We start from the raw sequence: 24,069 nt of genomic DNA, 5'->3' as shown, positions 1-24,069 counted from the left end.
CTAAAGCCGGAGCAAAAGTGGCTACCTTAGCATCATGGCCAAAAAAACCGGTAAAACAACTATTCATGATATTGCTTTTGCACTTGGACTCAACGCCAGCACTGTTAGTCGTGCCCTGGCCAACAACCCTGTAGTCAGTAAAAAAACCAGGGATTTAGTCCAGGAGAAAGCAACTGAACTCAATTATCAACCCAACCATATTGCCGCAGCACTGCGTCGCGGCCGGTCAGATATTCTGGGGGTTATTGTTCCCGCCATCGACCGGGCTTTCTTCTCCAGCGTCATCAGAGGGATCGAAGAAAAAGCTGACGAAGAAGGATACCATATTATGGTCTGCCAGAGCTACGACTCTTCCGAACGAGAGCAAATCATGGTAAAGACCCTCCGCCGCGTACAGGTCGACGGGGTCCTCATCTCCCTCGCTAAAGATGGAAAAACCGACAAGGATTTTTACCGCAAACTCATCGAAGGTGGCTTACCTATCCAGTTCTTCGACAACATCCCCGAGGACATCGGGGCCCCTGCGGTCGTGATCGACGACGAAAAAGGGGCCTATGAGGCAACCAAACACCTCATCAGCAAAGGCTACCGGCGCATCGCCCATCTCAACGGACCAAGGTACCTGCATATTTACCGGGACCGGTACAAAGGCTACCTGCGCGCACTAACCGAAGCAGGCCTCCCCGTCAACGACGACTATGTCGTCCAGATCGAAAACCACTTCGATAGTGGAGAAGAGGCATTCCATAAGTTATGGCAACTCCCCGAAAGGCCTGACGCCATCTTCGCCGCCAGCGATTTCAGCGCAGCAGGGGGTGTCCGCGCTGCTCAAAGCCTGGGCCTGCGTGTTCCTCAGGATATCGCCTTCATCGGCTTCGCAAATGAGCCTTTCACCGAAATCATCACTCCAAAGATATCCACTGTCGATCAGCAGACCCTCGAAATGGGCCGCCGCTCGGCGGAAAGACTAATGGCCGCCTTGAACGATGACTCTTCCGCCATCGATGCCGACCCCAAGCTGGTCCTTTCTCCCCGCGTAATCGTACGGGGAAGCAGTGAGTAAAAGCCCCCAAACAATGAAATTTCTGATTATCGGCCAGGGGCTGGCCGGCACCCTTACCGGCCGGCGCCTTGAACTGGCCGGCCATACAGTCCACTACATCGACGCTCCGGAACAAACCGCCTCCAGTTCCGTAGCTGCCGGAATCATCAACCCTATCACCGGTCGGCGCTTCGTAAAGAGCTGGCGCATCGACGAACTTATTCCCGAAGCAAAATCGTGCTACCTGGAATTCGAAAAGTTGCTTGGCCTCACTTTCTGGCACGAACAACCGCTGATTCGTACACTCTATAACCGCGGAGACCTCAACGACTGGCAGGCCCGGTCAGCAGACGCCGGTTACCCCGAATATATGGACGATAACCCCGCCCCGGGGCGTATTCCGGTGCTTACTGTTCCGGTCTTTGCTTACGCCGGCGTTCGTCATGCAGCAAGGGTCGATGTGGCGGGTTTGGTTGCTGCATTCCGGGAAAGAATCACTTCCGGCGACCAGTTGAAGACGGATAGATTCGACTATTCCGGCGTACCACGACTACTCGGTGCAGAACCCGCATCAGGTGAGGGGCGCCGCAGCGCAGGTGCAACGAAAGGACAAAAGAGCAGCGCTACCTACGACCATATTATTTGTTGCGAGGGGTGGCGCGCGCGCTTCAACCCTTATTTCAGCTACCTGCCGCACGGCGGAAATAAAGGCGAGGTCCTCATCGTCAAAACCGAAGCACCGGTCCTCGACCGAATGTTCAAGCACCGGGTTTTTCTGGTACCGCTCTCCGACGATACCTACTGGGTGGGAGCTACCAGCGAGAATAAATTCCCCGACGACTCCCCTACCCCGGCTAACCGAAAGTTTCTTGAAGACCGGCTGGCCGAAGTCCTTACCGGCACGAAATACGAAATCATCGACCACCGGGCAGCGGTGCGCCCTACTGTCCGTGACCGAAGAATGTTCATTGGTCAGCACCCCGAGCTCCCCCGCCTCTGGATCTTCAACGGACTGGGCACCAAAGGTGGCTCACTCGCTCCTCTCGGGTCACGCTGGTTGGCGGAGGCAATCCTGAACGGCAGCCCTATTCCTGCCGAAGTAAACATCGACCGGTTTTCTCCCAAAAAGGAAGGCCTGTAACCTGGATGCTGACCAGCGACTATCAGCCGATTCCAACATCCGGGTTACAAGCCTTTGCTTTTAAACCTGCTTTGCACCTGCGCTCGCGCCGCGTATTAATTCACTCTTTTGAACGAGTAATCACGGAACCGCAGGATATTGACAAATTTGTTCTCGAAGCGATCCAGGGTAGCCTGCTCGAAATTCGTTGCTCCTGCCGGAACCACGGCCACCGGCTGGAAGCGGAAGCGCGTATGCATGAGATCTTCCGGATTAGCTTCCAGAGCGTACTGGAAACGGGTGCCGTGCTCGGCTGCCATCCGCAGGAAATAACGGGTAACATCGTACCCCACGTACGCCTCGTCGCGCGGCAGCGCTGCGTAACGCTCGAAAAACTTGCGGCGGAACTCACGAACGGCAGGGTTCAGTTTGTCGATAAACACACTGCTCGACACATGAACATTTGTCCCTTCGTAATAATCGAAATTGATCCGCGTGAAATCGATCCACTGCGGAAGACCGTAAACGGCTACGTTCTGGCCGAAATCATCGCGTGTTTCGGAATACAGGACACGTAGGAAGTTGGCAACGAAAGATTCGTCCTCGTAAATAGGTACAATGAATACCGTTTTGCGGCCCCTGAGGTAATCCCGCAGGCTGGTATTCGCGTCATTCATATCCACCTGCACTTCTTCGAGTGGTTCAATCTGGGCGTTACCCGTCAGAATTTTGTACTCGTCCTGAATATAGCCGAGGCGGGTTTTCTGGTTGGGGTCCATGCCGGTCACCAAAACGATGCGGTCGGCTCCCTGGGTTTTGTAGGCGTGTTGCAACAACGACCGCATGTGCGTTTCGAGGGTCGGGTTTACCTGGACGTAATTAGGGTTCTTCTCGGTAATGCCTCCGCTTGCGCTGTAGGGTGAGATCAGAACGGTCTCTTTGCCACGAGCGGCTTCCGCCAGGGCAGAAACATTGTTCTTGAGGTACGGGCCGATCACAACCTGAGACTGGCTGAACTCAGGACTGGCGGCAATTGACTGCACCCTGGCTTCGCTGGCCCTGCTGTCCTGTACGTTCACGTTATAGTTTACGTTAGCTGCGCCCCGCATATCATCGAGAGCGAGTTTAGCTCCGCTGTAAAAATGGAGCGACCACTGCGAGTTTGCGTCTACTTTATCCTCGCTACCGAGGTAACGATCCGTGAGGAAGGGCAGGACGAAGTCTACGTTATAGCCATTCAAAAGGCGAGAGCCTTCGGGCGTTGTTCCTACCTGAGAAACGGGCGTCATGCCGGTTTCACCGTTAGTATCGACGCCGGTTTGGTTGTCGGGGATGTAATCATTACCCCCTTCTTCAACGATAGGAGGGTTACGGTCTTCGGAGACGGTCGTCCAGCGAACGGTATCCATTTTATCGGTCGGCGCGTTGGCAACGTAGATGTACGTTCCCGTAGCCGGGTCATAAACGCGGCGGCTCTGTACGGGATCGAGGTCTTCGCCCTCTTGTTCCCGCCGGGACTCATCGGTACCGGTTGTCTGGCCGGTTCCGGGATCCACGGCTGGCTTGAAGAGTTCACATGAAGAAACGAAGACCAGCAACAGAGCTAGTGCAACGAAAGTGCTCAGGTTATTCCCACTCAATGGTGGCCGGCGGTTTGGTACTGATATCATATACGACGCGGTTAATCCCTTTTACATTATTGATGATCGAACTACTGACGGCGGCCAGGAAGTCGTACGGCAGGTGGCTCCATTCTGCCGTCATGCCGTCGGTACTGTTTACTGCGCGTAACGCGACGGCCTGCTCGTAGGTGCGCTCGTCTCCCATTACGCCAACGGATTGTACGGGCAGGAGAATGGTACCTGCCTGCCACACCTGGTCGTAAAGTCCGTATTCGCGGAGTTTGTTGATGTAGATGGCGTCTGCCTTCTGCAGCAGGTCCACTTTCTCAGGAGTGATGTCTCCCAGAATGCGGATAGCGAGGCCCGGGCCGGGGAACGGGTGGCGCTTAATCAGGTGATCGGCCATGCCGAGTTCGGTTCCGACCCTGCGGACCTCATCCTTGAACAGGAACCGCAACGGTTCCACGATCTTGAGTCCCATTTTGGCGGGTAACCCGCCAACGTTGTGGTGGCTCTTGATGGTAACCGACGGGCCGTGAACGGATACGCTCTCGATCACATCGGGGTAAATTGTACCCTGGGCGAGGTACTTGATGTTAGTTAGCTTCTTGGCTTCACGGTCGAAGACGTCAATGAAGGTCTTACCGATGGCTTTACGTTTCAACTCCGGGTCGGAGATTTCGGCCAGGGCGTCATAAAACTCCTGTTTGGCGTCAATACCTTTTACGTTGAGGCCCATGCCGTCATAGCTTTTCAGCACCTGCTCGAACTCATCTTTACGGAGAAGACCGTTGTCAATGAAAAAGCAGAAGAGTCGATCGCCGATGGCGCGGTGCAACAGCATTGCGGCAACAGAGCTGTCTACTCCCCCCGAAAGGCCGAGCAGTACACGGTCATCACCAATTTTTGCCTGAAGTGCAGCAACGGTATCATCGATGAAGTGGGCTGGCGTCCAGTTTCCGGTGCATCCTGCGACATCGATCACAAAGTTCTTAAGCAAAGCTTTACCGTCCAGGCTATGATATACCTCCGGGTGGAACTGGATACAGAACACCGGTTCGCTGAATGCTCCTGGTTTACTGCCATAGGCCGCAACTTCTACGTCTGCGGTGCTGGCTAACAGCTCAAACTGTTCCGGTATTTCCTTGATGGTATCGCCGTGGCTCATCCATACCTGACTTCCGGCTTCAATGCCAGTCATCAGTCCCTCGGGTTTATGGATGGTAGCGAGGTTAGCTTTACCGTACTCTCTAGTTTCGCTACGTTCTACGCGCCCACCAAAGTGCTGGGCCACATACTGTGCTCCGTAGCAAATACCGAGCACCGGTCGCTTACCGATCAGGGGCTCAAGATTTGGGTGCAGCGCACGTTCTTCCCTTACCGAAAAGGGGCTTCCGCTCAGGATCACCGCTTTGATGGTATCATCCAGCTCAGGTACCTTATTGAAAGGTACAATTTCGCTGTATACGTTCAACTCGCGAATGCGGCGGGCAATCAGCTGGGTATATTGGCTGCCAAAGTCGAGGATTAGCACTTTCTCCGTCATGGGGGCGAAGGTAATGGATTAGTTTGTAAATGCAATTAGCATTTAGTCTTTAGCCGGGGATTGGCTAAGTTCTAAATGCTAATTACCAAAATCGATGATCGTTGAAGGCTGACTAGAATTTGTAGCAGCCTGACTTATTACTTCCTGATGCTCCGATGGTGATTCCGACCGTAAGGCTACCGATGAAGTAGTAGTCTTCGGCATCGCCACCACGTGAGTAAGAGAGATCACCTACTTCCGCGGGGTCCTGTACTGCTGGGTTCGAGAACCGGGCGGCCAAACCTCCGTTGTCACCCTGAAGTACATCGAGGTAGTTTACGCGGGTATCGGAAATGTCGTCCAGGTAGTCGGTTCCTGTTTTACGCCCGCCAAGCTCGAGGCCAACCACAATACGGTCCGCAAAACGAACCCTTACACCTCCTCCAAACACACCAACGACAGTTGTCAGTTCGTAGGGTGTTGCATCGTAGGCCGGGCTCAGGCCACTCCCCTGGCCTTCAGTGGCCAGCGGTTGAAGCTCAGTGTAAACGCCATCCATTTCTCCTTCCGGGTTGAAGCTGAGTACACCGACACCACCAAAGATGTAAGGCGCGAAGTAGTTACCATCTCGGTTACCAAGGTAAAACAGGTCATATTCGAGCACAGCATTGAACTCAGTAATCGAAGAGCGGAAATTACGGGTCACGTCCAAAAAAACGCCCATTTCGTTCGGGGCTCTCATGTCGTCCCGTTCAGCACTGATCCGGCCGAAGTCTCCGTTTACCCGGATACCAAACCGCCCACCGGGGCGGTAGCGCAGGTACAGCCCACCCGCAAAATTGAGGTCATCGGGGTAGAGTCCGAACTCCTTTGGGCTAAGGTCTCCACTGTAAAGTGCGGTACCAGCCTTGAGACCGAACTCCAGCTCTTGTGCCTGGGCGGCAGAAATGCCTCCAATCACGAAGAGGATGGAAAGAAGAAAGGAAAAACGAGTTTGCATAGCCTGTTAGATTTCAGTTTTTGGGGAGAAGTGCAATATTCCCGTAATAGAAAGCTCAAAGTTACGCCAAAAATTGTGCTGAACACCTCAAAATGCGGCGTAATGGGTTTCCTTTGCATTGCTTATGGCTAAAACAACTGACAAAACCGACCGCCCTGATTCAGGGCGCACCCAAAAGGAAAAGTTCAACCGGAGCTTACGCATCTTCGATTACGTCTGGCTTTACCGGTGGAAGTTTATTCTCAGCTTCATCATCCTTGCGATCAGCAGCCTGGTGTTCCTTGTGCTGTTGCAGTTGCCGGGGGAAGCCCTGAACGTGATCAGCGGCAAAGGGAAATACGATCTTACGGTGACCGAAATATTCACCCTCTTGGCTGTGCTCCTCATCATTCAGGCTCCACTGAGTTTCCTGCGCGTTCGCCTGCAGGCCGAAGTAAGCGAGAAAGCGATGGCTTCCCTGCGGAAAGACCTCTACGGCAAAATCCTTCATCTTCAGATTCCGTTCTTTGAACGGACCCGCGTGGGGGAAATTACCAGCCGGATAACTAACGACATCACCCAGATCCAGGGAATCTTCTCGCTCACCCTCGCCGAGTTCCTGCGCCAACTCATTATTCTGACCGGAGCGATCATTTTCATCCTCTGGACGATGACCAAGCTTGCGCTCGTCAGCCTGGCTATCTTTCCCGTGGTGGTGGTTGCGGCAATGTTCTTCGGTAAGTATGTGCGTAAAATGACAAAAGCCCGCCAGGAGCAACTGGCCGCGTCTAATGTCATCGTAGAGGAAAGCCTCAGCAGTATTACAACCGTTAAAGCTTATACCAACGAAGAGTTCGAACGCTCCCGCTACGGCCAAAGCATCGATGAAACCGTTCGGATTTCGCTGAAAACAGCCTCGGCCCGCGGCCTTTTCTCTTCGTTCATCGTCACGGTGATGTTCGGTTCGCTGTTCTACATCATTTACCGCGCCGTTTTACTTGTTCAGGCGGGTTCCCTTCCCGAAGGCGACTTGTTTTCGTTCGTCATCTTCACGGCGCTGATCGGAGGCTCTATCGCCAGCCTTGGCAATTTTTACGGTGAAATAGTTTCAGCACTCGGTGCTTCTGACCGGGTGGTCGACATCCTGGACAGTGAAGAAACTGAGGGCGCAAACGCCGGTGCAATGGAGGTTGAAACACGTAGTTCCTCCGTCAGCAACAGTTCCACCGCCAAAATCGAGGGAAACATTCACTACAGCAACGTCCATTTCAATTACCCGACCCGCCCCGACATTCAGGTCCTCAAGGGAATTGATCTCACCATCAAACCAGGAGAGAAGATCGCTCTCGTAGGAGCTTCCGGAAGCGGAAAGTCAACCATCATGAAATTGCTGCTTCGCTTCTACCCCATCAGCGACGGTAGTATCACGGTAGATGGTAAAAACGTGGAAGACTACGACCTTCATCACTTCCGCGACAACCTTGCACTTGTTCCTCAGGAAGTTCTCCTCTTCGGAGGTAGTATCCGCGAAAACATTGCTTACGGAGCTCTGAACGCTACCGAAGAAGCCATTCGTGAAGCCGCCCGCCAGGCCAACGCCCTGGAGTTCATCGAAAAATTCCCGGAAGGCTTTGACACCATAGTCGGAGATCGTGGCATCCAGCTGAGTGGCGGCCAGCGCCAGCGTGTAGCCATTGCGCGCGCCATACTTAAAAACCCGGCGATCCTCCTGCTCGACGAAGCCACCAGCAGCCTCGACGCCGAGAGCGAACGCGTTGTACAGGAAGCACTCGACCGGCTGATGGAGGGCCGAACATCCATCATCATTGCTCACCGCCTGGCCACCATCCGCGAAGTTGACCGTATCTATGTGATTGAAAACGGACGCATTGTAGAACAAGGCACCCACGACGAGCTCAACGCAGTTACCGACGGAGCCTACTCGGCGCTCGCAAGACTCCAGTTTCAGTTAGATTAACCTGGCCGGGCTGATTACGGGCCCAGCCGCTCCTCCCCCAGCGTAGCCGCAGGCTGCACCGATCAGGACAAACAACGGTCATGACCCAAAAAAACGTCTCCCTCTCCCGCCTCAACACCTTCAATTTGCCCGGTACCGCTGAGCGGTACCTCGCCCTGACGGACCTCCGGCAACTGGAAGGCAAGCCGTTTTTAAAAGCCCCGGAGTTAATCCTGGGCGGCGGCAGCAACATTCTCCTGCTCGATCACGTACCGGGGCTCACCGTTCATGTTTGCCTGGGCGGAATAAAGCTGCTCAGCGAAGCCAACCCGGCCGACCCCAAGGCCGATAAAATCATCAGGGTAGGCGCGGGTGTAGACTGGAACCAATTTGTCCGCTATACCCTCGATCAGGGATGGTACGGCTTCGAAAACCTGATCCTGATACCGGGCACGGTGGGCGCAGCTCCCGTACAAAACATCGGCGCCTACGGCGCCGAAGTCGCCGAACGGATCGAAGCCGTTCATGTCTGGGAATTTGGGGTCGGAGCCCGCATACTCAGCCCCGACGAGTGTGAGTTCGGTTACCGGGACAGCAGGTTCAAGCGCGAACCCGGCCGGTTTCTCATCACAGCAGTAGATCTGCGCCTCAACGGCAGACACGAATTAAAAACAGGTTACGGTGCCATTCAAAGTGAGTTAGCAAGACTTAACGTGGAAGACCCTACACCAAACGACGTTGCCCTTGCGGTCACCAACATTCGCCGGTCCAAACTTCCGGACTGGAAGTTTCTCGGCAACAGTGGCAGCTTCTTCAAAAACCCGGTGGTACCGATTTCCGATTTCCAACGCCTCAGGGCGGAGTACGATCAGATCCCCTCTTACCCCATCGACGAAACACAGGTGAAGCTACCCGCAGGGTGGCTGATCGACCAGGCCGGTTTGAAAGGGGCCCGCAGCGGCCCCGTGGGCACGTACGATAAGCAAGCCCTCGTAATGGTTAACCACGGAGGAGCAACCGGGCGGGAAATCCTGACCTTCAGTGAGCACGTGAAGGCCGAAGTACTGGCAAAATTTGGCGTGACGCTAGAACGGGAAGTACGTTTGATCGGAGAATAGCTTTTTCCGGCGCCCATCCCATGTCCCGGCACCCGTGCCTTGCACCTGCGTCTGCGCCCGGAGTATGAGCAACAGTACATCTCCCTGCAATCTTTCCCAGACCGAACTACCTGTCGGTTATTCGTACATCTGCACCGCCTGAAATATGGCCAGCAGAGCAAATAACCCGCCGATAAAGAAATTGATGTTCCGGGTAAACAGCGACATGTTCTTGTTGATCCAGCCGGAGAGGCGACCGTAGGCCACAAAAACCAACCAGGCCCCTAGCGCAGTGCCGGGGATGTAAAAAAGGCGCGGTAAAAACGCCCGGGAGAGAAATCCGTCGGCCATAAGAAAGCCGGCAATGGCGAACACGAAGGGGATGTTGAGAATGTTCATTGTACTCATCATCATACCCCTCCAGAAAGGGCCACCTTTATACGGTCGCTCCACGTGTGCCTTGCGGGCTGCGCGCGCACGAAAGCCCTTCCACGTAAACACCAGCGCGAGGATGAGAAATAAGGGGATTGCCCACTGCTTCATCGTGGGCACAACAGAGGGGTTGGAAGTAAGAAGGTTAGCGAACAAAACAGCCACCGTCGTTTGCGCACCGATGACCGTAGCCAGCCCAGCAGAGAACAGGTAAGCTTTCTGCCGGCCTACCCGCACAGCCGTGCCCACCACCTGCATGTTCAGCATTCCCGGAAACCAGGTGATGAATACGCCAGTGCCCAGGCCAACCAGAAATGCGGTAATTATTTCCACGGTGCAAAGGTAAAAGGCAAGACAAAACTTTCCCTAGTTTATCGACCGGGGAATAAAAGCAACCAACGAAGTTGCCCATCTAATCGACTTTTTGGCCCTGTTTCGCGAATTCATCGCTTTATTTGCAAACAAATTTACCGAACCTGGTATCTCGTAAAGGAGATCATTCAGCAAAATAAATCTAACATGAACCCTGTAAAGATTAAATTCGGCACCGACGGTTGGCGCGCGATAATAGCAAGAGAGTACACCGAAGATAACGTTATGCGCGTTGCGGAGGGCACTGCTCTTTGGTTGAAGGAACAAGGCGGCACCCGCGTTGTGATTGGCTACGACTGCCGCTTTGGCGGAAAAATGTTTACCGAAGCCACCGCAAGAGTACTCGGCATGCACGGCATTACCAGCCTCGTTGCTCCTGGCTACATTTCCACCCCAATGGTGAGCCTTGGCGTTGTCAAAACCGGTGCAGATCTCGGCGTTGTCATCACGGCCAGCCACAACCCACCCAGCTACAATGGCTACAAGCTGAAGTCTAAACTCGGTGGCCCAAGCGTCCCCGCTGATGTTGCCGCAGTAGAAAACCTCATCCCCGATGCTGTCCCTGCCAATGTGCCCAGCTACGCCGAAATCAAAGAAAAAGGGCTCGTCGAAGAACACGACTTCGAGCAGATCTATCTCGACCACGTGAACCAGGGATTCGACATGGAACTCATCCGCAACTCCGGCATCGGGATTGCCTACGATGCCATGTACGGAGCCGGCCAGGGGGCGATGAAAAAACTACTTCCCAACGCCACGCATCTGCACTGTGAAGTCAACCCTGGCTTCGACGGCCAGGCCCCCGAGCCTATCGGCCGTAACCTGACCGAACTGGCCGAAACGATCAAGAATGATCCTTCCCTCGCTCTCGGTATCGCCAACGACGGAGATGCCGACCGCATCGGTCTGTTCGATGGCGACGGAGAGTTCGTCGACAGCCACCACATTCTGCTGTTGCTCTTGATGTACCAGCATGAGTACAAAGGGATCAACACCGGAGAGGTGATCCTTACCTTCTCCGTTACCGACAAGCTCAAAAAGCTTGCCGAGATGTACGGTCTTGAGTACGAAGTGACCAAGATAGGCTTTAAGTACATTGCCGAAATCATGGCGGAACGCGAAGTGATCGTAGGCGGAGAGGAATCCGGAGGGCTGGCCGTTTCCGGCCACATCCCCGAGCGGGATGGTATCTGGATTGGCCTAATGATCGCTGAATACATGGCTAAATCTGGCAAAACACTCAAAGAGCTTGTTGCGGACCTGTACGTCAAAGTTGGTAGCTTCAACTGCGACCGCGACGACGTACACGTCGAAAACGACCGCAAGTGGGAGATCGTTAAACAGGCCAAAGAGGCGCCCTTCACCAAGATTGGCCCCTACCAGGTTACCCGCGTCGCCCACGTAGACGGCAGCAAGTTCTACCTCGACGGTGACGACCGCTGGGTGATGGTTCGCCCGTCGGGTACAGAGCCCGTCCTGCGCGTTTACGCCCAGGGTGCTGATGCCGCCGAGGTACGCAAGATTCTCGATGCCGCACGGGCAGAGATGGGCATCTAAAACGCCATTTCGCTCCTCCCTTTTATTCATCAGGCTGTTCCGCTCCATGCGGGGCAGCCTGATGTGTTTCGGGGCGCGGCCGCCGGTGCAAAGAACGTTTTCGGGCAAGCTCCTCTGGTGCCCGGCCAACTACCCCCGAATTAAAAGGCGGTCTGTTCCGGAAGAGCAACAAAATAAGGGATCAACCAACTATCTTGCCCGCATGAAAAGCCTCCATGACCTCTATGATTCCGAAAACTTCCGCACCGTCGGGCATGCATTGATTGATCAACTGGCAGATTACCTCGCAGACGCCGACGGTCGTGATGCTAACCCACAGCATGAACCGGAAACGATGCTGGATGATTACCGGAATATCCTTGCCGGAGCACTTAATCCGAATAAATTTTTCGGACATCACATCGAGCATTCACTGCACCTCCACAGTCCGCGCTACATGGGGCACCAGGTGAACCCACCCGCTCCGTTAACAGCCCTGGCCGATCTCGCCAATGGCATCATCAACGGAAGCACCGCCGTCTTCGAAATGGGAAGCACCGGTGCCGTGATGGAACGCCTGGTGATTGAAAAATTCGTTGAATTACTGGAACTCGACGATTCTTCCGGCGGTTTCCTGACCAACGGCGGAACCCTCGCCAACCTGACGGCTTTACTTGCCGCCCGTGCGGCCAAATGGCCCGCCGGAGATGCCTGGAGCAACGGCAACGGTAATATCCGCCCCTGCATCCTCGTAAACGAAGAAGCGCACTATTGCGTAGACAGAGCCGTCAGAATAATGGGTTGGGGAACTGCGGGCATCGTTAACATCCCTGCTGACGAGAACTTCCGGATGCGGACAGACCTGATCGACGAAGCTGTCCTCAAGGCCGAAGCGGAAGGCCTGACACCGCTGGCCATCGTAGGCAGTGCCTGCACCACGAGTACAGGCTCATTCGATGACCTCTCTGCTATTGCAGACGCAGCTACCAGGCACAACCTCTGGTTTCACGTAGACGGAGCACACGGCGCTCCGGTCAGGCTTGACCCGGCCCGCAAACACCTTCTCGATGGCCTGGAAAAAGCTGACAGCCTCGTTATGGACTTCCACAAAATGCTGATGTGCCCGGGCCTGACCACAGGGCTCTTCTTCCGTAAAGGATCCGACGCTTACCGTACCTTCCACCAAAAGGCGGATTACCTCCTCAGTTTCGACACCAGCGAAGAAGACTGGTACAATATGGGCCGTCGAACCTTCGAGTGTACAAAAAACATGATGAGCCTGCGGGTCTTCAGCCTTTTGTCTTGTGCCGGCACCTCTGTTTTTCGCGACTACGTTGTCAGGGTAAACGAGACAGCACAGGTTTTTGCGACGGCTGTCAGGTCTAACCCTGATTTCGAACTTGCTCTTGAGCCTGATTGTAACATCGTCTGCTTTCGTTTTCGCCCTACCCGGGTTGCCCATTCCGCAGAAGAGCTCAATCATCTGAACACAATGCTCCGGTCTCAGTTGGTATCGGAAACTAAGTTCTACATCGTTCAAACCAAATTAAGAGGGAACGCGTACTTGCGGTGTACATTCACCAATCCGCTCACCGAGGAAGTTCACTGCAATGAATTGTTGGCCGAACTCACCCGATTAGGTACCGGCCTGACTGATTTCAGAACTCAGTTCATCTGATCTTAGCCCGCAGGGGCAGAAGTTGAAGGAATTCTTAAAGCACGGGGGGCACTTACGGCGCTTTATATTTGTGCGACCTAACCAAAGAAGATAAAACATGAACACACCTTTGCGCATCCATGCTGAAGGCCGGAAAATGCTGGTCATCACATTTGTCCTGCTCGCAGTAATAACTGCAGTTGCCTACTGGAAAATCCCGGCCTGGGGCTTTCCGGTCGCAATCATAGCGGTTATTTTTTTCCTGATTATCCTACAGTTCTTTCGCAATCCGCCCCGCCTTGTGCCTGAAGTCGACGACAATATCATATACGCTCCTGCTGACGGTAAGGTAGTGGTGATCGAGGAAGCGATGGAGCCCGAGTACTTCAAGGACAAGCGCTTGCAGGTGAGTATTTTCATGTCTCCGGTCAACGTTCACGTCAACCGGAATCCCGTAGGAGGAGAGGTAAAGTATAATGCTTACCATCCCGGCAAATACCTTGTTGCCTGGCACCCGAAATCGAGCACGGAGAACGAACGCACCACAATGGTTATCAATAATGGCAAAACAGAAATACTGCTTCGTCAGATTGCGGGAGCTTTAGCTAAGCGGATCAAGAATTACGCTACAGTAGGAGATACCGTAAAGCAGGGAGAAGATTTCGGTTTCATCAAATTTGGCAGTCGCGTAGACCTTTTTCTTCCACTGGGGACCAAGCTTGAAGTAGAACTGAACCAGAAAGTGAAGGGCAATAAGACGGTTATTGGCAGACTCAGCTAAAATAAACCTACTGTTTCCAGATCAGATTATCCGGTTTGACGTTAACTTTAGGTGACAGCCCCCATTAAGTACAATTGATCCCCTAAGTCAGAACCCAAGAAATATGGCTCGTAATCGCAAAACCAAATACGAAGAGAAAACCCTTCGCGAAAAGAAAACTGACTTTCGTCGTCACTTCCGGACCTATTTGGTGATGAGTGTGTTCTTCGTTTGTCTGAATTTCTTCGGGGGCTCCAACCATTTTTGGGCCATCTGGCCTATTCTCGGCTGGGGAATCGGCGTTGCGATGCAGGGGCTAAGTTTGTACGGTCCACTGGCAGATCCTGAAGATACGCATCCCGACGGACGAGATGCCAGCCATGAGTTTTCAGGCCCCCTCCCCGACATCACCGATGAGGACGTACGCCGCAGAAAAGAGGAGTTGGAGCTCAGGGAACTAGAAACCCGACGCCCTTACCGGGACGAAGACCTTGTATAATTACACCACCGTCGGTAAAGGGTAAACCACAGGATTTTCGTTTGCTTCTACACGATTGATTGAGTCTACTGCTTCAGAATATCCGTAAAGGCAGTTCCTACGGGTACCACCCCTTCAGTTCCGGGTTCCAACCGGCGAGCCTGCAGCAGCGATTTCAGCCGGTGCTCTGCAAAGTCTTCGTCTTCCGGCCGAAGGGATTGTTCAACAATCCGGCCATTGTCTGCGCCAGCGTGCAAAAACCGGCCTTCGCCGGTGTAAAAACCAACGTGGGTTATTTTTTCGGACCCATCCTCCCGGAAACGGCCGAAGAAAAGTAAATCTCCTGGTTTGAGGTTGTGAAAATCAGGCGTGAGCTCAACGACTTTGCCCGCAAGAACCTGCTGGCTGGCATCGCGGGGAATCACAAACCCATTTTCGTAAAAAGCAGTTTTTGTAAACCCGGAACAGTCCATCGCCTTCGGGCTTGTTCCACCCCACAGATACGGCCGACCGGCGTTGGCAAACGCCGACTCTAATAAGGCTTCTGTTCTTAGGATGCTGCTCTGCAGTAAAGGTGGAACAAGAAAGCTCCCCTTCACGTAGCCATGGGTTCCATCAGGCAATTCCACTAATACCATCTTGTCTTCCGCCCAATCAGTATCGGCGTACCTGAGCAAATTGCCGAAAACAAGATCGGTAACAATATCTCCTTCTTCCGACTTCATCACCGACGTTGGGCCTGTGTACATCCGCAGGTCTTCGTTGAACCACCCCTGTGCTTCCTGTGGCCTCATCGCTACGAATGCTCCCGGCTCCAACCATGCGAGGTACCGATCAGGAGTACGAACGAGATACCAACCATCCTTAAAATCGAGTACCTGTATTGGTGTACCCATCAGGGCCTGCGTTGCCAATTCCTGACTGTGGCCCGGTTTTGAACGGAGGTTAGCGACAGAAACGTTGATGATTCCCGCTGTTTTCCCTTCCAGTAATTTTGCATCAGGCAGTAAACGGAAATTGTTCTGAGCGACTACGAATCCCCCTTCGGAAAGTACCGCCTGAATGCTGTCATACACCTCGGGGATGGTAGTGTACCCTTTTACCAACAAGCCCTGAAAGGTTGATTTGTGCTCGATTTCCAAGCGGTCCACCCTGCTGTCTTCTACATAATGCTTGCTGATGCGGTCCGCCATTTGCTCGAAGCTCTTCGCCTTATTCACGTCCCGGCATGAATTCAAGAAGAGCAAACAAGGAATAAGCAGGAGATTAAAGAGATAAGGCTTCATGGTAGACATATGGTTGGTACTGTGCAAAGTAAAGAGAAAAGATAGTAATCAAACAGCGTCCTGCAGGTTGCCCCATGATCAAATCAACCTTCACAACAGGTTATAAATCAGTAAAATGTGTGGGTTCGTGCTCCTAATTGTTAAGAAAACCCTCTTTTTCCATCAAATTACCCCTATTTTTACCGCAGAGTCGAGAACAAATCGGTTCAATATTGTTACAACTAAGCTTTTACAGGCGAATTTTGAGTAGGCTTGACACGATTTAGAGATCTGAAGTGTTTTTTGCTTTTCTATTTAACGACTGCCTTAGTCATCCATTCGCTTTTCCATATCATCTTTTCTTTCATTTTCCTTTTTTGTTATGAACTTATTTGTTGCCCGGTTAAGCTGGGACACTGACGAGGACACCCTCCAAAATACCTTCAGCGCCTACGGTGAGGTCGAGTCAGTAAAAATTATCCTCGACCGGGAAACTGGTCGTTCGCGCGGTTTTGGTTTCGTAGAGATGCCAAACGAAGAAGAAGCCAAGGCTGCCATTGAAGCCCTGGACCAATCAGACCTTGACGGTCGCACTATTGTTGTCAAGGAGAACGATCGCCAAGGCGGCGGCGGCGGCGGTGGCGGTGGTTACCGTGGCGGCGGCGGTGGCGGCGGCTACGGCGGTGGCGGCGGCGGCTACGGCGGCGGCGGTGGCGGCGGCTACCGTGGCGGCGGCGGTGGCGGCGGCTACCGTGGCGGCGGCGGTGGCGGCGGCTACCGTGGCGGCGGCGGTGGCGGCGGCTACCGTGGCGGCGGCGGCGGCGGTTACGACCGTGGCGGCGGCGGCGGTTACGACCGCGGTGGTCGTGGCGGCGGCGGCGGCGGTTACGACCGTGGCGGTCGTGGCGGCGGCGGTTACGACCGCGGTGGTCGTGGCGGCGGATTCGACCGCGACGGCGGCGGCGGCGGACGTTACGATCGCGGCAACCGTGGCGGTGGCTACGACCGTGGTGGCGACGACGAGCGCTTCTAGCGCTACGCTACTCCCAGTAAAATAAAGAGCACCCATCAGCAGTAGCTGGTGGGTGCTTTTTTTGTGTTCCCCGCATTCAGTTTCACATTTGTTTTTTTAGCTAACTTTACCCTGCCCATTTTCCGAATTGAAAACGGGATTCATACGTTTTACTCGATTTAAAGTAGTGTACATGCAAATATTTTTCCAACGCGCGCAGCTGCTCGTGGGCTTTCTTATTTTGGCCTCCACTCTGACAGCTCAACTCATCACCACTGTCCCTGCTGCTCCTACAGACGACCAGGAAGTAACCCTGACCTTTGACGCGACCCAGGGTACCGCCGGCCTTGAAAACTGCGGCTGCGACATCTACCTCCACACCGGTGTAATCACTAATAACAGCACCAGCCTCAGTGACTGGAAATTCGTGCAAACGGAATGGGGAGTGGCCAACCCTGACTGGCAACTGACTCCCGTAGCAGGCCAACCGAACACCTATACCTACACTTTCACCCCGAGCGTCCGTGAATATTTCAGTGTTCCCGAAGGAACAGAAATCCAGCAAATTGCTTTTGTATTTCGTAATGCCGACGGATCCCTTGAAGGTAAGGCCACCGGGGGAGCTGACATCTATGTAGACATCTCCGCCGGAGGCGGAGCCCTCAGTCTCAACCTCGTTGGCGACCCCGGAGGAGTCGCTTACCCGCTCGGCAAACCTTTGCCAATCACTGTAGGCACCACCACCGAAGCAACCATTGAGGTCTACGATAACGAAACCCTTATTTACTCCGCGGTTGGTACTGAGCTAAGCGAAGAAATAAGCCTGCAAACCAGTGGTACACACGTTATCCGTGCAACTGCTACCGCCAACGGCGAGGAAGTCTCCGATGAGTTCACCGTAGAGGCCCGCCTGGAAGCACTCTTCACTTCCCCGGACCAGGAGGTAATCGAAGCAACCGAAGGAGAGCTTGTCTCCCTCTCGGGAACCTCCTACATTTCTTCGGATCTTACTGTCTCAGACGGGAGCCAGATCGTGTTCTCCGACGCAGGCACCGACTTTAACACCGACGTCACCCTACCCGCTGGAGCAGTCACGACCTACACCCTCACCAGCACGCTGGAAGGAGAGACCGCGACCGATTACGTCACCTTCATTACCGGGCAGCCCGAAGTCGCTGACCCTCCGGCCGGTTTCAGACCCGGTGCCAACAACATGGACAACGGCGACGTCCTTCTCCAGCTGCGGGCTCCGGGAAAAACCGACGTTTTTGTGCTCGGCAACTTCAATGCATGGTCTCCCACCGCAAGCGGCCGAATGAAAAAATCAGTCGATGGAGAGACATTCTGGTTATTGATTCCGGCAGCAGAGATCGACGGAGACCTCATCTACAATTACCTGATCGACGGTGAGATTCTGCAACCGGACCCCTACTCTACCCTCGTACTCGACCCTAACAACGATCGCTTCATCAGTGAAGAAACCTTCAGCGGAATCCCAACTTACCCTGCTGGTGCCTCTGGTATCCTCACCTGGCACCGGCGCTCCGTCGCCCCCTTCAACTGGCAGACCGAACCGGATTACGACCGTCCGGACCCTAAAAAAATGGTTGTCTACGAATTGCTCATTCGTGACTTCCTGGAAGACCACAGCTATAAATCACTGACCGATACGCTCGACTACCTCGAACGCCTCGGCGTGAACGCCATTGAGCTGATGCCCGTAACTGAGTTCGAGAACAACAACAGCTGGGGCTATAGCGTGAGCTTCCACATGGCTCTGGACAAATACTACGGCAACCCCGAAGACTTCAAAACTTTCGTCGACGCCTGCCACGCCCGCGGCATGGCGGTGATTATGGATGTAGTGTACAACCACGCTTTTGGGCAAAGCCCGCTGGCGCGCATGTGGTGGAACGATGCAGCCTCGCGGCCAGCTGACGACAACCCCTACCTCAACCCGGTCGCGCGTCATCCATTCAACGTTGGTTTCGACATGAACCACGAGCATCCGCTCACCAAAGAATACCTCAAGGTAACGACCCGGTACTGGCAGGAAGAGTTTCGTGTAGACGGCTTCCGTTTTGACCTAAGTAAAGGGTTCACACAGGTCTTTTCCGGCGACGATGTCAACATGTGGAACCAGTACGACGCCAGCCGGATTGCCATCATCAAAGACTATGCAGACCATCTTTGGTCCGTTGATGATGAGTGCTATGTCATCATGGAGCATCTCGCCGTGAGTGCTGAAGAAAACGAACTGGCCAATTACGGCAACGGCATGTACTTCTGGTCCGGATTTACGCCCCACGACGATTATACAGAGGCGTCTATGGGCTATACCAGTAACCTGCGCAACGTTCTGGCCGGCAACCGGGGCTTCACCGTCAACAACCTGGTTGCTTACATGGAAAGCCACGACGAAGAGCGTATGCAATACAAGAACGAAGCGTTTGCCAATTCTGCGGGCGATTACAACATTCAGGAAGAGGACACCGGGCTGGACCGGCTGAAACTCGCCAGCGCCTTCTTTTACACCGTTCCTGGCCCTAAAATGCTCTGGCAGTTTGGTGAACTGGGCTACGACTACAGCATCAATTACTGTCCTGGTGGCGGCATCAACACCAACTGCCGCGTTGACCCAAAACCAATTCGCTGGGACTACCGGAATGACTTTGACCGGGCCGAGGTTTATAACGTGATCTCTGACCTGTTGTACCTCCGTAATAACTTTGATTTCTTCCACGGCGAAGTGACTAAGCAGCAGCTCGCTGATTTCATTAAAATTTTCAACCTTAGCGGCGATGACGGTGAGGTAGCCATCGTGGGAAATTTCGGGGTAAGTGAACTTACCGCAACCGGTGTATTCCCCACCAGCGGAGACTGGTACGATTACTTCAGTGGAGAGACGATTTCGGTCAGTGATCCGAACTTAGAGATTAGTCTTCAACCTGGCGAGTTCCACCTCTACCTCGATCAGCCTATTGAGCGTATGGGTGGCCAGTTACCTACCGGCCTCAACGATCGCCAGGTGGCCCGGCTCGGCCTCAGCGTCAGCCCCAACCCTACTGAGGGCGCAGTGCAGGTTGAATTCCAGCTCGAATCATCCTCCAACGTCAACATTGATTTGCTGGACGTGAGTGGCCGGGTGATTCAACGAATGTTCAGCGGACGGCTCGGCAGCGGGGTGCAAAGTTTGGCTATGGAAGCAGGGCAGGTTACGGCCGGGCTTTACTTCCTCAGGGTCAGCGACGGAGCAGGAACCGCCGTCCGCCCCCTGGTCATCAGGTAAAAGCAACTTGCCGGTGGGGCAAAACCTCGCCGGCAAGTTAAATTCTCTTACCAATAGCCCTCAGGACGTTAAATCGGCCTTAAACAACATAATGCGGTGCAGCCATAATAAAGAGGCTTCAGACCTTAGGGTAAAGCAAAACCCTTTACCATGAAATACCTCTACACCATTATTTTATGCACCCTGTTTATTGCCTCGGGCTGTAGCATCGAAGACAGGCTCGATCGCAGGGAAGACCGGTTGTTGGGCACCTGGATAATAGAAAAAGCCACTTTTGATGAAGACGGAGCCCTCTTCAATGATAACATCACCGATGATTTCAGAGGCGACCGTATTACTTTTTTCCGCAACGGGCAGGTAGAATACCTTACCGGAGATGGCCGGTTCTTCGCCGGCACCTGGTTTCTTGACGCATTACGGGATCTCGACGACGACCTGGAATTCACCATGGACGCCGACTTTTATGACGCCAGTGGCCGGCTCGCTTTCCGCTGGCTCGGAACTATCGATCGCCTGACGAACAACAACTTCAACATCAGCATCGCGGAAGTAGACGGCAGGCTTCGCCTGAAGTGGGATAAGCTGTAAACTCAAAAGCATTCATCGTTCATCATTGAGACCGTCAACGAGGGCGCAAACCAGATTGTCGCTCAACCCCCTCCCAGCCTCCCCACACCGCTGCGCTGGGGAGGAGCAATTGCGACAATCTGGTTTGCGCCCGTCATCGAAGACTATCTGAATGGTGAACGGTGAATGCTTTTTTACTTGTCGTCAGGAAAATTACAGCCAAAGTCTCGGCCGACTCATCTCCTTCTTACATTTTCACGAACGAACGGACTTCTGCCTGTCCTCCGGAGACGATCCTGAGGTAGTAAGTCCCTGCGGGTAGTTCTCCCAATTCCAGAGAAGTGGAGCGGTTACCAATACCCGTAGCGGAGCGGTTGAACACTGCTCGCCCGTCGGCTCCAAATACCGTAAAGGAGGTACCGGTTGTCAGTGGGTTGTTGAAATCCAGTTGGAGCGTGTTGGCTTTGTCCACCGGGTTGGGGTACAACGAGATCAGGCTGTTCCGATTGCACTCCGTTTGGGCGGCCACCAGAGCTGAGTACGCGAAGGAGCCATCAAGGTCGATCAGTTTCAGGCGGTAGTACGCATGGCCCTGGGCCAGTTCGTCCACAAAAGTATACCTCTGCCGACCGCTTTCTACCTGGCCGATAAAAGAGAACGTACGACCGTCGGTACTTCGCTCAACTTCGTAATGGCTGAAGCCTTCTTCTCTTTCAACCGTCCAATCCAGCGTATAGCTACAATCTTTGCCAGTTCCGCCAAAGCTGATCAGTTCTACGGGCAGCGCAGCATCGGCCGTACAGATGGTCAGAGACCAGTTGTTGAGCGTACCGCCATCGCCATCAGCGAGGTCTTCTACCACCAGTTGCCATGTTCCGCTCACGGTTACTCCTGCGAAAACTGAGAGGGCGTCGACGGGCTGATAGGTGCCGCTGGCTGCAGGTTCGTTGTTGCAGGTAGCCTCCAGGGCTGCGGAGGTACTGGCTGCCATATCGCTGAAGGTGAGTACGAGGTTGTCTCCACCACAACCGAAACCAGTAGTGGTGCGGCCTATCCTGTCTACCAGTACCGCAGATGTTCCGTTGGGGCCTTCAAGGCTGATCCTCAGGTCTCCGACGTAGGTATGGCTTACATCCAGGCTAACTTCGATGGATTCGACCGTACTGTTTTGGTTCAAAACAAGGTCGGAAGTAGAGCTTGACGTTCCGTTCCCGGCAATTGTAACCGGTACATCTGCACTTTGCTGAGGGCCGCCGCAAGCGAGAACCAAAGTTGTGAATTCATGCACGATAGAAGCCTGTCCGGCCCCACATTCATTGACTTCCTGTACGATCCAGTAATAGGTCGTTGACTGTTCCAAAGGGCTCGCGGGGGTGAACTCTTCTGTAGTCAGCGTTCCGGTGAAGACGGTATTCGTAAATGAAGGATCCAAAGCGATTTCGAACAGGTAATCTCCCATTCCGGTCCCCGACCATTGAATCGTTGGTGTCAGCGAAACATCAGTTTCATTGTGGGCGGGTGTAATACCTGTAGGAGGGCCGGGAGTCGCCGCCGTCAGGGTCAGATTCAACGGCACAGAATCGTCGTTTGATCCGTCGGATGCCATAACCGTAAAATCGTACTCACCTGTTTGTGGCGTGTTAGCGCCGACGGTGAGGGTTACCGTACTGCCCGGAGCGGCGGGGTTTTGAGAATAGGAAGCCCCCAGGCCGGCCGGCAGGTCACCGATGGACAAAGTAACGTTGCTGGTAAAGCCACTACCGATAGCGAGCGAGTACTGAACCTGATCGGTACCACAGGCACTCTGCGCAGAAGGAGTCGCCACAATGGTTGAGGGGGCGACATTGACTTCCCGCCCGTCAATCGCTGACACACCGGTATTGTTGGGGTCTAACCAATCGCGCAGGCGGGTCGAGGAAGAGCCACCTCCTTCCCAACTACGGGCGACAGCGCCGTAGGTATCGAAAGAGTTATTACCGCAAGCCGCCTGGCCGCCGTGCAGTTGCCCGCGCACCCGGTGAAAACGATCGAAGATGGGTGAGCCGGAGGAGCCCGGCTCCGTGGTCCCGATGTCCCAGTCAGGAACTTCGAGGTGCGTACCGGTAGTGGGCGCGTTATTACCAGCGTAACCAGCGGTGAAGAACGTTTGCTGAAAGGTGAAGCTGATGCGTTTTTCGTCGGTACTCGGGTGGTGAATTGCGATCATAGTGTCGGTAGGCACGTCGTAAGAATTGTCCCATCCTGCCAGGAATGCGTTTGCGGCGGCGGGGATAGGATCATCGAGTTCGAGTAAGGTCATATCGCTTGCGGGGTTGCTCGCTCTGAAAATGGCTCCGGTGTTGTTTACCCCAAGCACACCATCACCGGCTCCACCGCTGGCGGCAGACCCTACCGGGCGGCAGGTACTGTTCTCGAAATTGTAGTACGTTACTAATGAGGGAGCATTCGCAGCAGTCATATTACAGTGATCTGCGGTCATAAAATAAGGCGTTCCGTCCTGAGAGGTGTTGTTCACCAGGAAGCCGGTACAAAAAGTCCCCCCTCCGATACTATACACCACTACTGACCGGATAATATCGCGGTACTTGTCAACGATGGCATATCCGTCGGCATCACCGCAGATTACATCTACGTTACATGAGCCTGACTTCTCGACATTCTCCGTGAACCCCAGAAAATCGTGGTTGACTTCCGTTAACCACAACCGGAGATTGCTCCGTTCTTCCTCTGGCAGGGTGACCTCCACAACCACCTCATCGCCATTGATGACAGGAGTCCAGAGTTGGTTATGGACCTCATTATCCGCAGGGGTATACGGGCCCCGGACCTCCCAGTTGTCTTTTTTGCCCGTGTGCAGGTAGAGTTCTCCGCCCCGGGGCATCGAAAATTCGGTAAAGCCCAGGTTGATGGATTCAGCATTGGGGCTGCTGATTCGCAGCCGCCAGGTGGTTGTTCCGTCGTTGTTTACTTGCCATACACCATCGGTCTCGGGGCGTACACTGACCTGCCGGACTTCAGCAAACCGGGGGGCGCGCCCTGGTTTACGAAGGCTCAACTCTTCTTGCAAAAGCCTGGTATTATCAAGAGCTGGCAGGGCCAGGGTCGGGACCGACGAAGGTCGGGTGACCGGCTGGGGCTGAGCCAAAAGTGTCGTTGCAGACAGCAAACTAAGTAAAGTAAAAAAAAGTAAAAGTGTACGCATTTATACCTGAGCTTATATTTACAAATCGGGCGTGTGTGCCGTAAAGATTTAAGATTAAAGAATCAGCATAGCAGGAACAACCGCCCCGGACAAGATTACATACGGCTCACACTCAATTGTTGGACGCTGTTTTGCCTGACTTCCTTCGGCCTGTCGC

At 53.9% G+C, this 24,069-nt stretch carries 17 protein-coding genes; 11 read left to right on the top strand and 6 right to left on the bottom strand.

Translation table 11 applies throughout. The features are described from left to right. The first annotated feature begins 34 nt into the window (after positions 1-34). On the top strand, positions 35-1,063 hold the full coding sequence (locus FUA23_RS01605) for a LacI family DNA-binding transcriptional regulator (protein ID WP_147928959.1): 1,029 nt from the start codon (positions 35-37) through the stop codon (positions 1,061-1,063). 13 nt (positions 1,064-1,076) lie between these two features. Next, complete coding sequence (locus FUA23_RS01600; RefSeq protein WP_147928958.1) at positions 1,077-2,183, top strand: NAD(P)/FAD-dependent oxidoreductase; 1,107 nt, start codon at positions 1,077-1,079, stop codon at positions 2,181-2,183. A 95-nt stretch (positions 2,184-2,278) separates the two neighbouring features. On the opposite strand, the gene FUA23_RS01595 is transcribed toward FUA23_RS01600, so the two are convergent. The 3 genes from FUA23_RS01595 to FUA23_RS01585 form a co-directional block, all read right to left on the bottom strand. Further along, the gene (locus FUA23_RS01595) at positions 2,279-3,832 is read right to left on the bottom strand and encodes an ABC transporter substrate-binding protein (protein ID WP_147928957.1); all 1,554 of its coding nucleotides are present in this window, start codon (positions 3,830-3,832) and stop codon (positions 2,279-2,281) included. Continuing rightward, a complete protein-coding gene (gene guaA, locus FUA23_RS01590) occupies positions 3,789-5,330 on the bottom strand; it encodes a glutamine-hydrolyzing GMP synthase (protein ID WP_147928956.1) in 1,542 nt (513 codons plus the stop codon). The genes FUA23_RS01595 and guaA overlap by 44 nt, the downstream gene beginning before the upstream one ends. A gap of 112 nt (positions 5,331-5,442) precedes the next feature. Continuing rightward, positions 5,443-6,309, bottom strand: a complete 867-nt coding sequence (locus FUA23_RS01585) for a DUF6089 family protein (protein ID WP_147928955.1) — start codon at positions 6,307-6,309, stop codon at positions 5,443-5,445. 124 nt (positions 6,310-6,433) lie between these two features. Between FUA23_RS01585 and FUA23_RS01580 the strand changes: the two genes are divergently transcribed. Together FUA23_RS01580 and murB are read left to right on the top strand one after the other, a co-directional pair. After that, positions 6,434-8,266 (top strand): ABC transporter ATP-binding protein, encoded by a 1,833-nt coding sequence (locus FUA23_RS01580; protein ID WP_147928954.1) that lies wholly within the window; start codon positions 6,434-6,436, stop codon positions 8,264-8,266. 80 nt (positions 8,267-8,346) lie between these two features. Further along, on the top strand, positions 8,347-9,363 hold the full coding sequence (murB, locus tag FUA23_RS01575) for a UDP-N-acetylmuramate dehydrogenase (RefSeq protein ID WP_147928953.1): 1,017 nt from the start codon (positions 8,347-8,349) through the stop codon (positions 9,361-9,363). Between the two features lie 117 nt (positions 9,364-9,480). On the opposite strand, the gene FUA23_RS01570 is transcribed toward murB, so the two are convergent. Further along, on the bottom strand, positions 9,481-10,107 hold the full coding sequence (locus FUA23_RS01570) for a hypothetical protein (protein WP_147928952.1): 627 nt from the start codon (positions 10,105-10,107) through the stop codon (positions 9,481-9,483). A 186-nt stretch (positions 10,108-10,293) separates the two neighbouring features. Here FUA23_RS01570 and FUA23_RS01565 point away from each other — a divergent pair, with 186 nt between their 5' ends. The 4 genes from FUA23_RS01565 to FUA23_RS01550 all read left to right on the top strand — a co-directional run bounded on the left by FUA23_RS01565 (position 10,294) and on the right by FUA23_RS01550 (position 14,598). Continuing rightward, the gene (locus tag FUA23_RS01565) at positions 10,294-11,703 is read left to right on the top strand and encodes a phosphohexomutase domain-containing protein (protein WP_147928951.1); all 1,410 of its coding nucleotides are present in this window, start codon (positions 10,294-10,296) and stop codon (positions 11,701-11,703) included. A 202-nt stretch (positions 11,704-11,905) separates the two neighbouring features. Further along, positions 11,906-13,360 (top strand): pyridoxal phosphate-dependent decarboxylase family protein, encoded by a 1,455-nt coding sequence (locus FUA23_RS01560; protein ID WP_187270845.1) that lies wholly within the window; start codon positions 11,906-11,908, stop codon positions 13,358-13,360. A gap of 97 nt (positions 13,361-13,457) precedes the next feature. After that, positions 13,458-14,120: a phosphatidylserine decarboxylase family protein gene (locus FUA23_RS01555; RefSeq protein ID WP_147928949.1), complete on the top strand. Its 663-nt coding sequence runs from the start codon at positions 13,458-13,460 to the stop codon at positions 14,118-14,120. A 103-nt stretch (positions 14,121-14,223) separates the two neighbouring features. Continuing rightward, positions 14,224-14,598 (top strand): 2TM domain-containing protein, encoded by a 375-nt coding sequence (locus tag FUA23_RS01550; RefSeq protein ID WP_147928948.1) that lies wholly within the window; start codon positions 14,224-14,226, stop codon positions 14,596-14,598. A gap of 65 nt (positions 14,599-14,663) precedes the next feature. Here the strand turns inward: FUA23_RS01550 and FUA23_RS01545 are convergent, their stop codons facing one another. Further along, entirely contained in the window at positions 14,664-15,872 is a 1,209-nt protein-coding gene (locus FUA23_RS01545) for a C40 family peptidase (protein ID WP_147928947.1), read from the bottom strand. Between the two features lie 352 nt (positions 15,873-16,224). Here FUA23_RS01545 and FUA23_RS01540 point away from each other — a divergent pair, with 352 nt between their 5' ends. From FUA23_RS01540 to FUA23_RS01530, 3 genes are all read left to right on the top strand, one after another. After that, entirely contained in the window at positions 16,225-16,875 is a 651-nt protein-coding gene (locus tag FUA23_RS01540; RefSeq protein ID WP_147928946.1) for an RNA recognition motif domain-containing protein, read from the top strand. A 172-nt stretch (positions 16,876-17,047) separates the two neighbouring features. Next, entirely contained in the window at positions 17,048-20,143 is a 3,096-nt protein-coding gene (locus FUA23_RS01535; protein ID WP_147928945.1) for a DUF4961 domain-containing protein, read from the top strand. 150 nt (positions 20,144-20,293) lie between these two features. After that, positions 20,294-20,731: a hypothetical protein gene (locus tag FUA23_RS01530; protein WP_147928944.1), complete on the top strand. Its 438-nt coding sequence runs from the start codon at positions 20,294-20,296 to the stop codon at positions 20,729-20,731. 226 nt (positions 20,732-20,957) lie between these two features. Here the strand turns inward: FUA23_RS01530 and FUA23_RS01525 are convergent, their stop codons facing one another. Continuing rightward, a complete protein-coding gene (locus FUA23_RS01525) occupies positions 20,958-23,912 on the bottom strand; it encodes a proprotein convertase P-domain-containing protein (RefSeq protein ID WP_147928943.1) in 2,955 nt (984 codons plus the stop codon). Positions 23,913-24,069: the final 157 nt, after the last annotated feature.

It is taken from the genome of Neolewinella aurantiaca (genome assembly GCF_008014675.1).
In the GTDB taxonomy this organism is placed as follows: domain Bacteria; phylum Bacteroidota; class Bacteroidia; order Chitinophagales; family Saprospiraceae; genus Neolewinella; species Neolewinella aurantiaca.
Note: the sequence above shows the minus strand (reverse complement) of the source record. Positions and strands in the feature narration are given on the sequence as shown.

Coding starts and splice junctions, on each gene's coding strand:
- FUA23_RS01550 (WP_147928948.1), top strand. CDS start 14,224: ATGGCTCGTAATCGCAAAACCAAATACGAAGAGAAAACCCTTCGCGAA.
- FUA23_RS01525 (WP_147928943.1), bottom strand. CDS start 23,912: ATGCGTACACTTTTACTTTTTTTTACTTTACTTAGTTTGCTGTCTGCA.
- FUA23_RS01560 (WP_187270845.1), top strand. CDS start 11,906: ATGAAAAGCCTCCATGACCTCTATGATTCCGAAAACTTCCGCACCGTC.
- FUA23_RS01580 (WP_147928954.1), top strand. CDS start 6,434: ATGGCTAAAACAACTGACAAAACCGACCGCCCTGATTCAGGGCGCACC.
- FUA23_RS01535 (WP_147928945.1), top strand. CDS start 17,048: ATGCAAATATTTTTCCAACGCGCGCAGCTGCTCGTGGGCTTTCTTATT.
- FUA23_RS01545 (WP_147928947.1), bottom strand. CDS start 15,872: ATGTCTACCATGAAGCCTTATCTCTTTAATCTCCTGCTTATTCCTTGT.
- FUA23_RS01565 (WP_147928951.1), top strand. CDS start 10,294: ATGAACCCTGTAAAGATTAAATTCGGCACCGACGGTTGGCGCGCGATA.
- FUA23_RS01555 (WP_147928949.1), top strand. CDS start 13,458: ATGAACACACCTTTGCGCATCCATGCTGAAGGCCGGAAAATGCTGGTC.
- FUA23_RS01595 (WP_147928957.1), bottom strand. CDS start 3,832: ATGATATCAGTACCAAACCGCCGGCCACCATTGAGTGGGAATAACCTG.
- FUA23_RS01530 (WP_147928944.1), top strand. CDS start 20,294: ATGAAATACCTCTACACCATTATTTTATGCACCCTGTTTATTGCCTCG.
- FUA23_RS01540 (WP_147928946.1), top strand. CDS start 16,225: ATGAACTTATTTGTTGCCCGGTTAAGCTGGGACACTGACGAGGACACC.
- FUA23_RS01605 (WP_147928959.1), top strand. CDS start 35: ATGGCCAAAAAAACCGGTAAAACAACTATTCATGATATTGCTTTTGCA.
- FUA23_RS01600 (WP_147928958.1), top strand. CDS start 1,077: ATGAAATTTCTGATTATCGGCCAGGGGCTGGCCGGCACCCTTACCGGC.
- murB (WP_147928953.1), top strand. CDS start 8,347: ATGACCCAAAAAAACGTCTCCCTCTCCCGCCTCAACACCTTCAATTTG.
- guaA (WP_147928956.1), bottom strand. CDS start 5,330: ATGACGGAGAAAGTGCTAATCCTCGACTTTGGCAGCCAATATACCCAG.
- FUA23_RS01585 (WP_147928955.1), bottom strand. CDS start 6,309: ATGCAAACTCGTTTTTCCTTTCTTCTTTCCATCCTCTTCGTGATTGGA.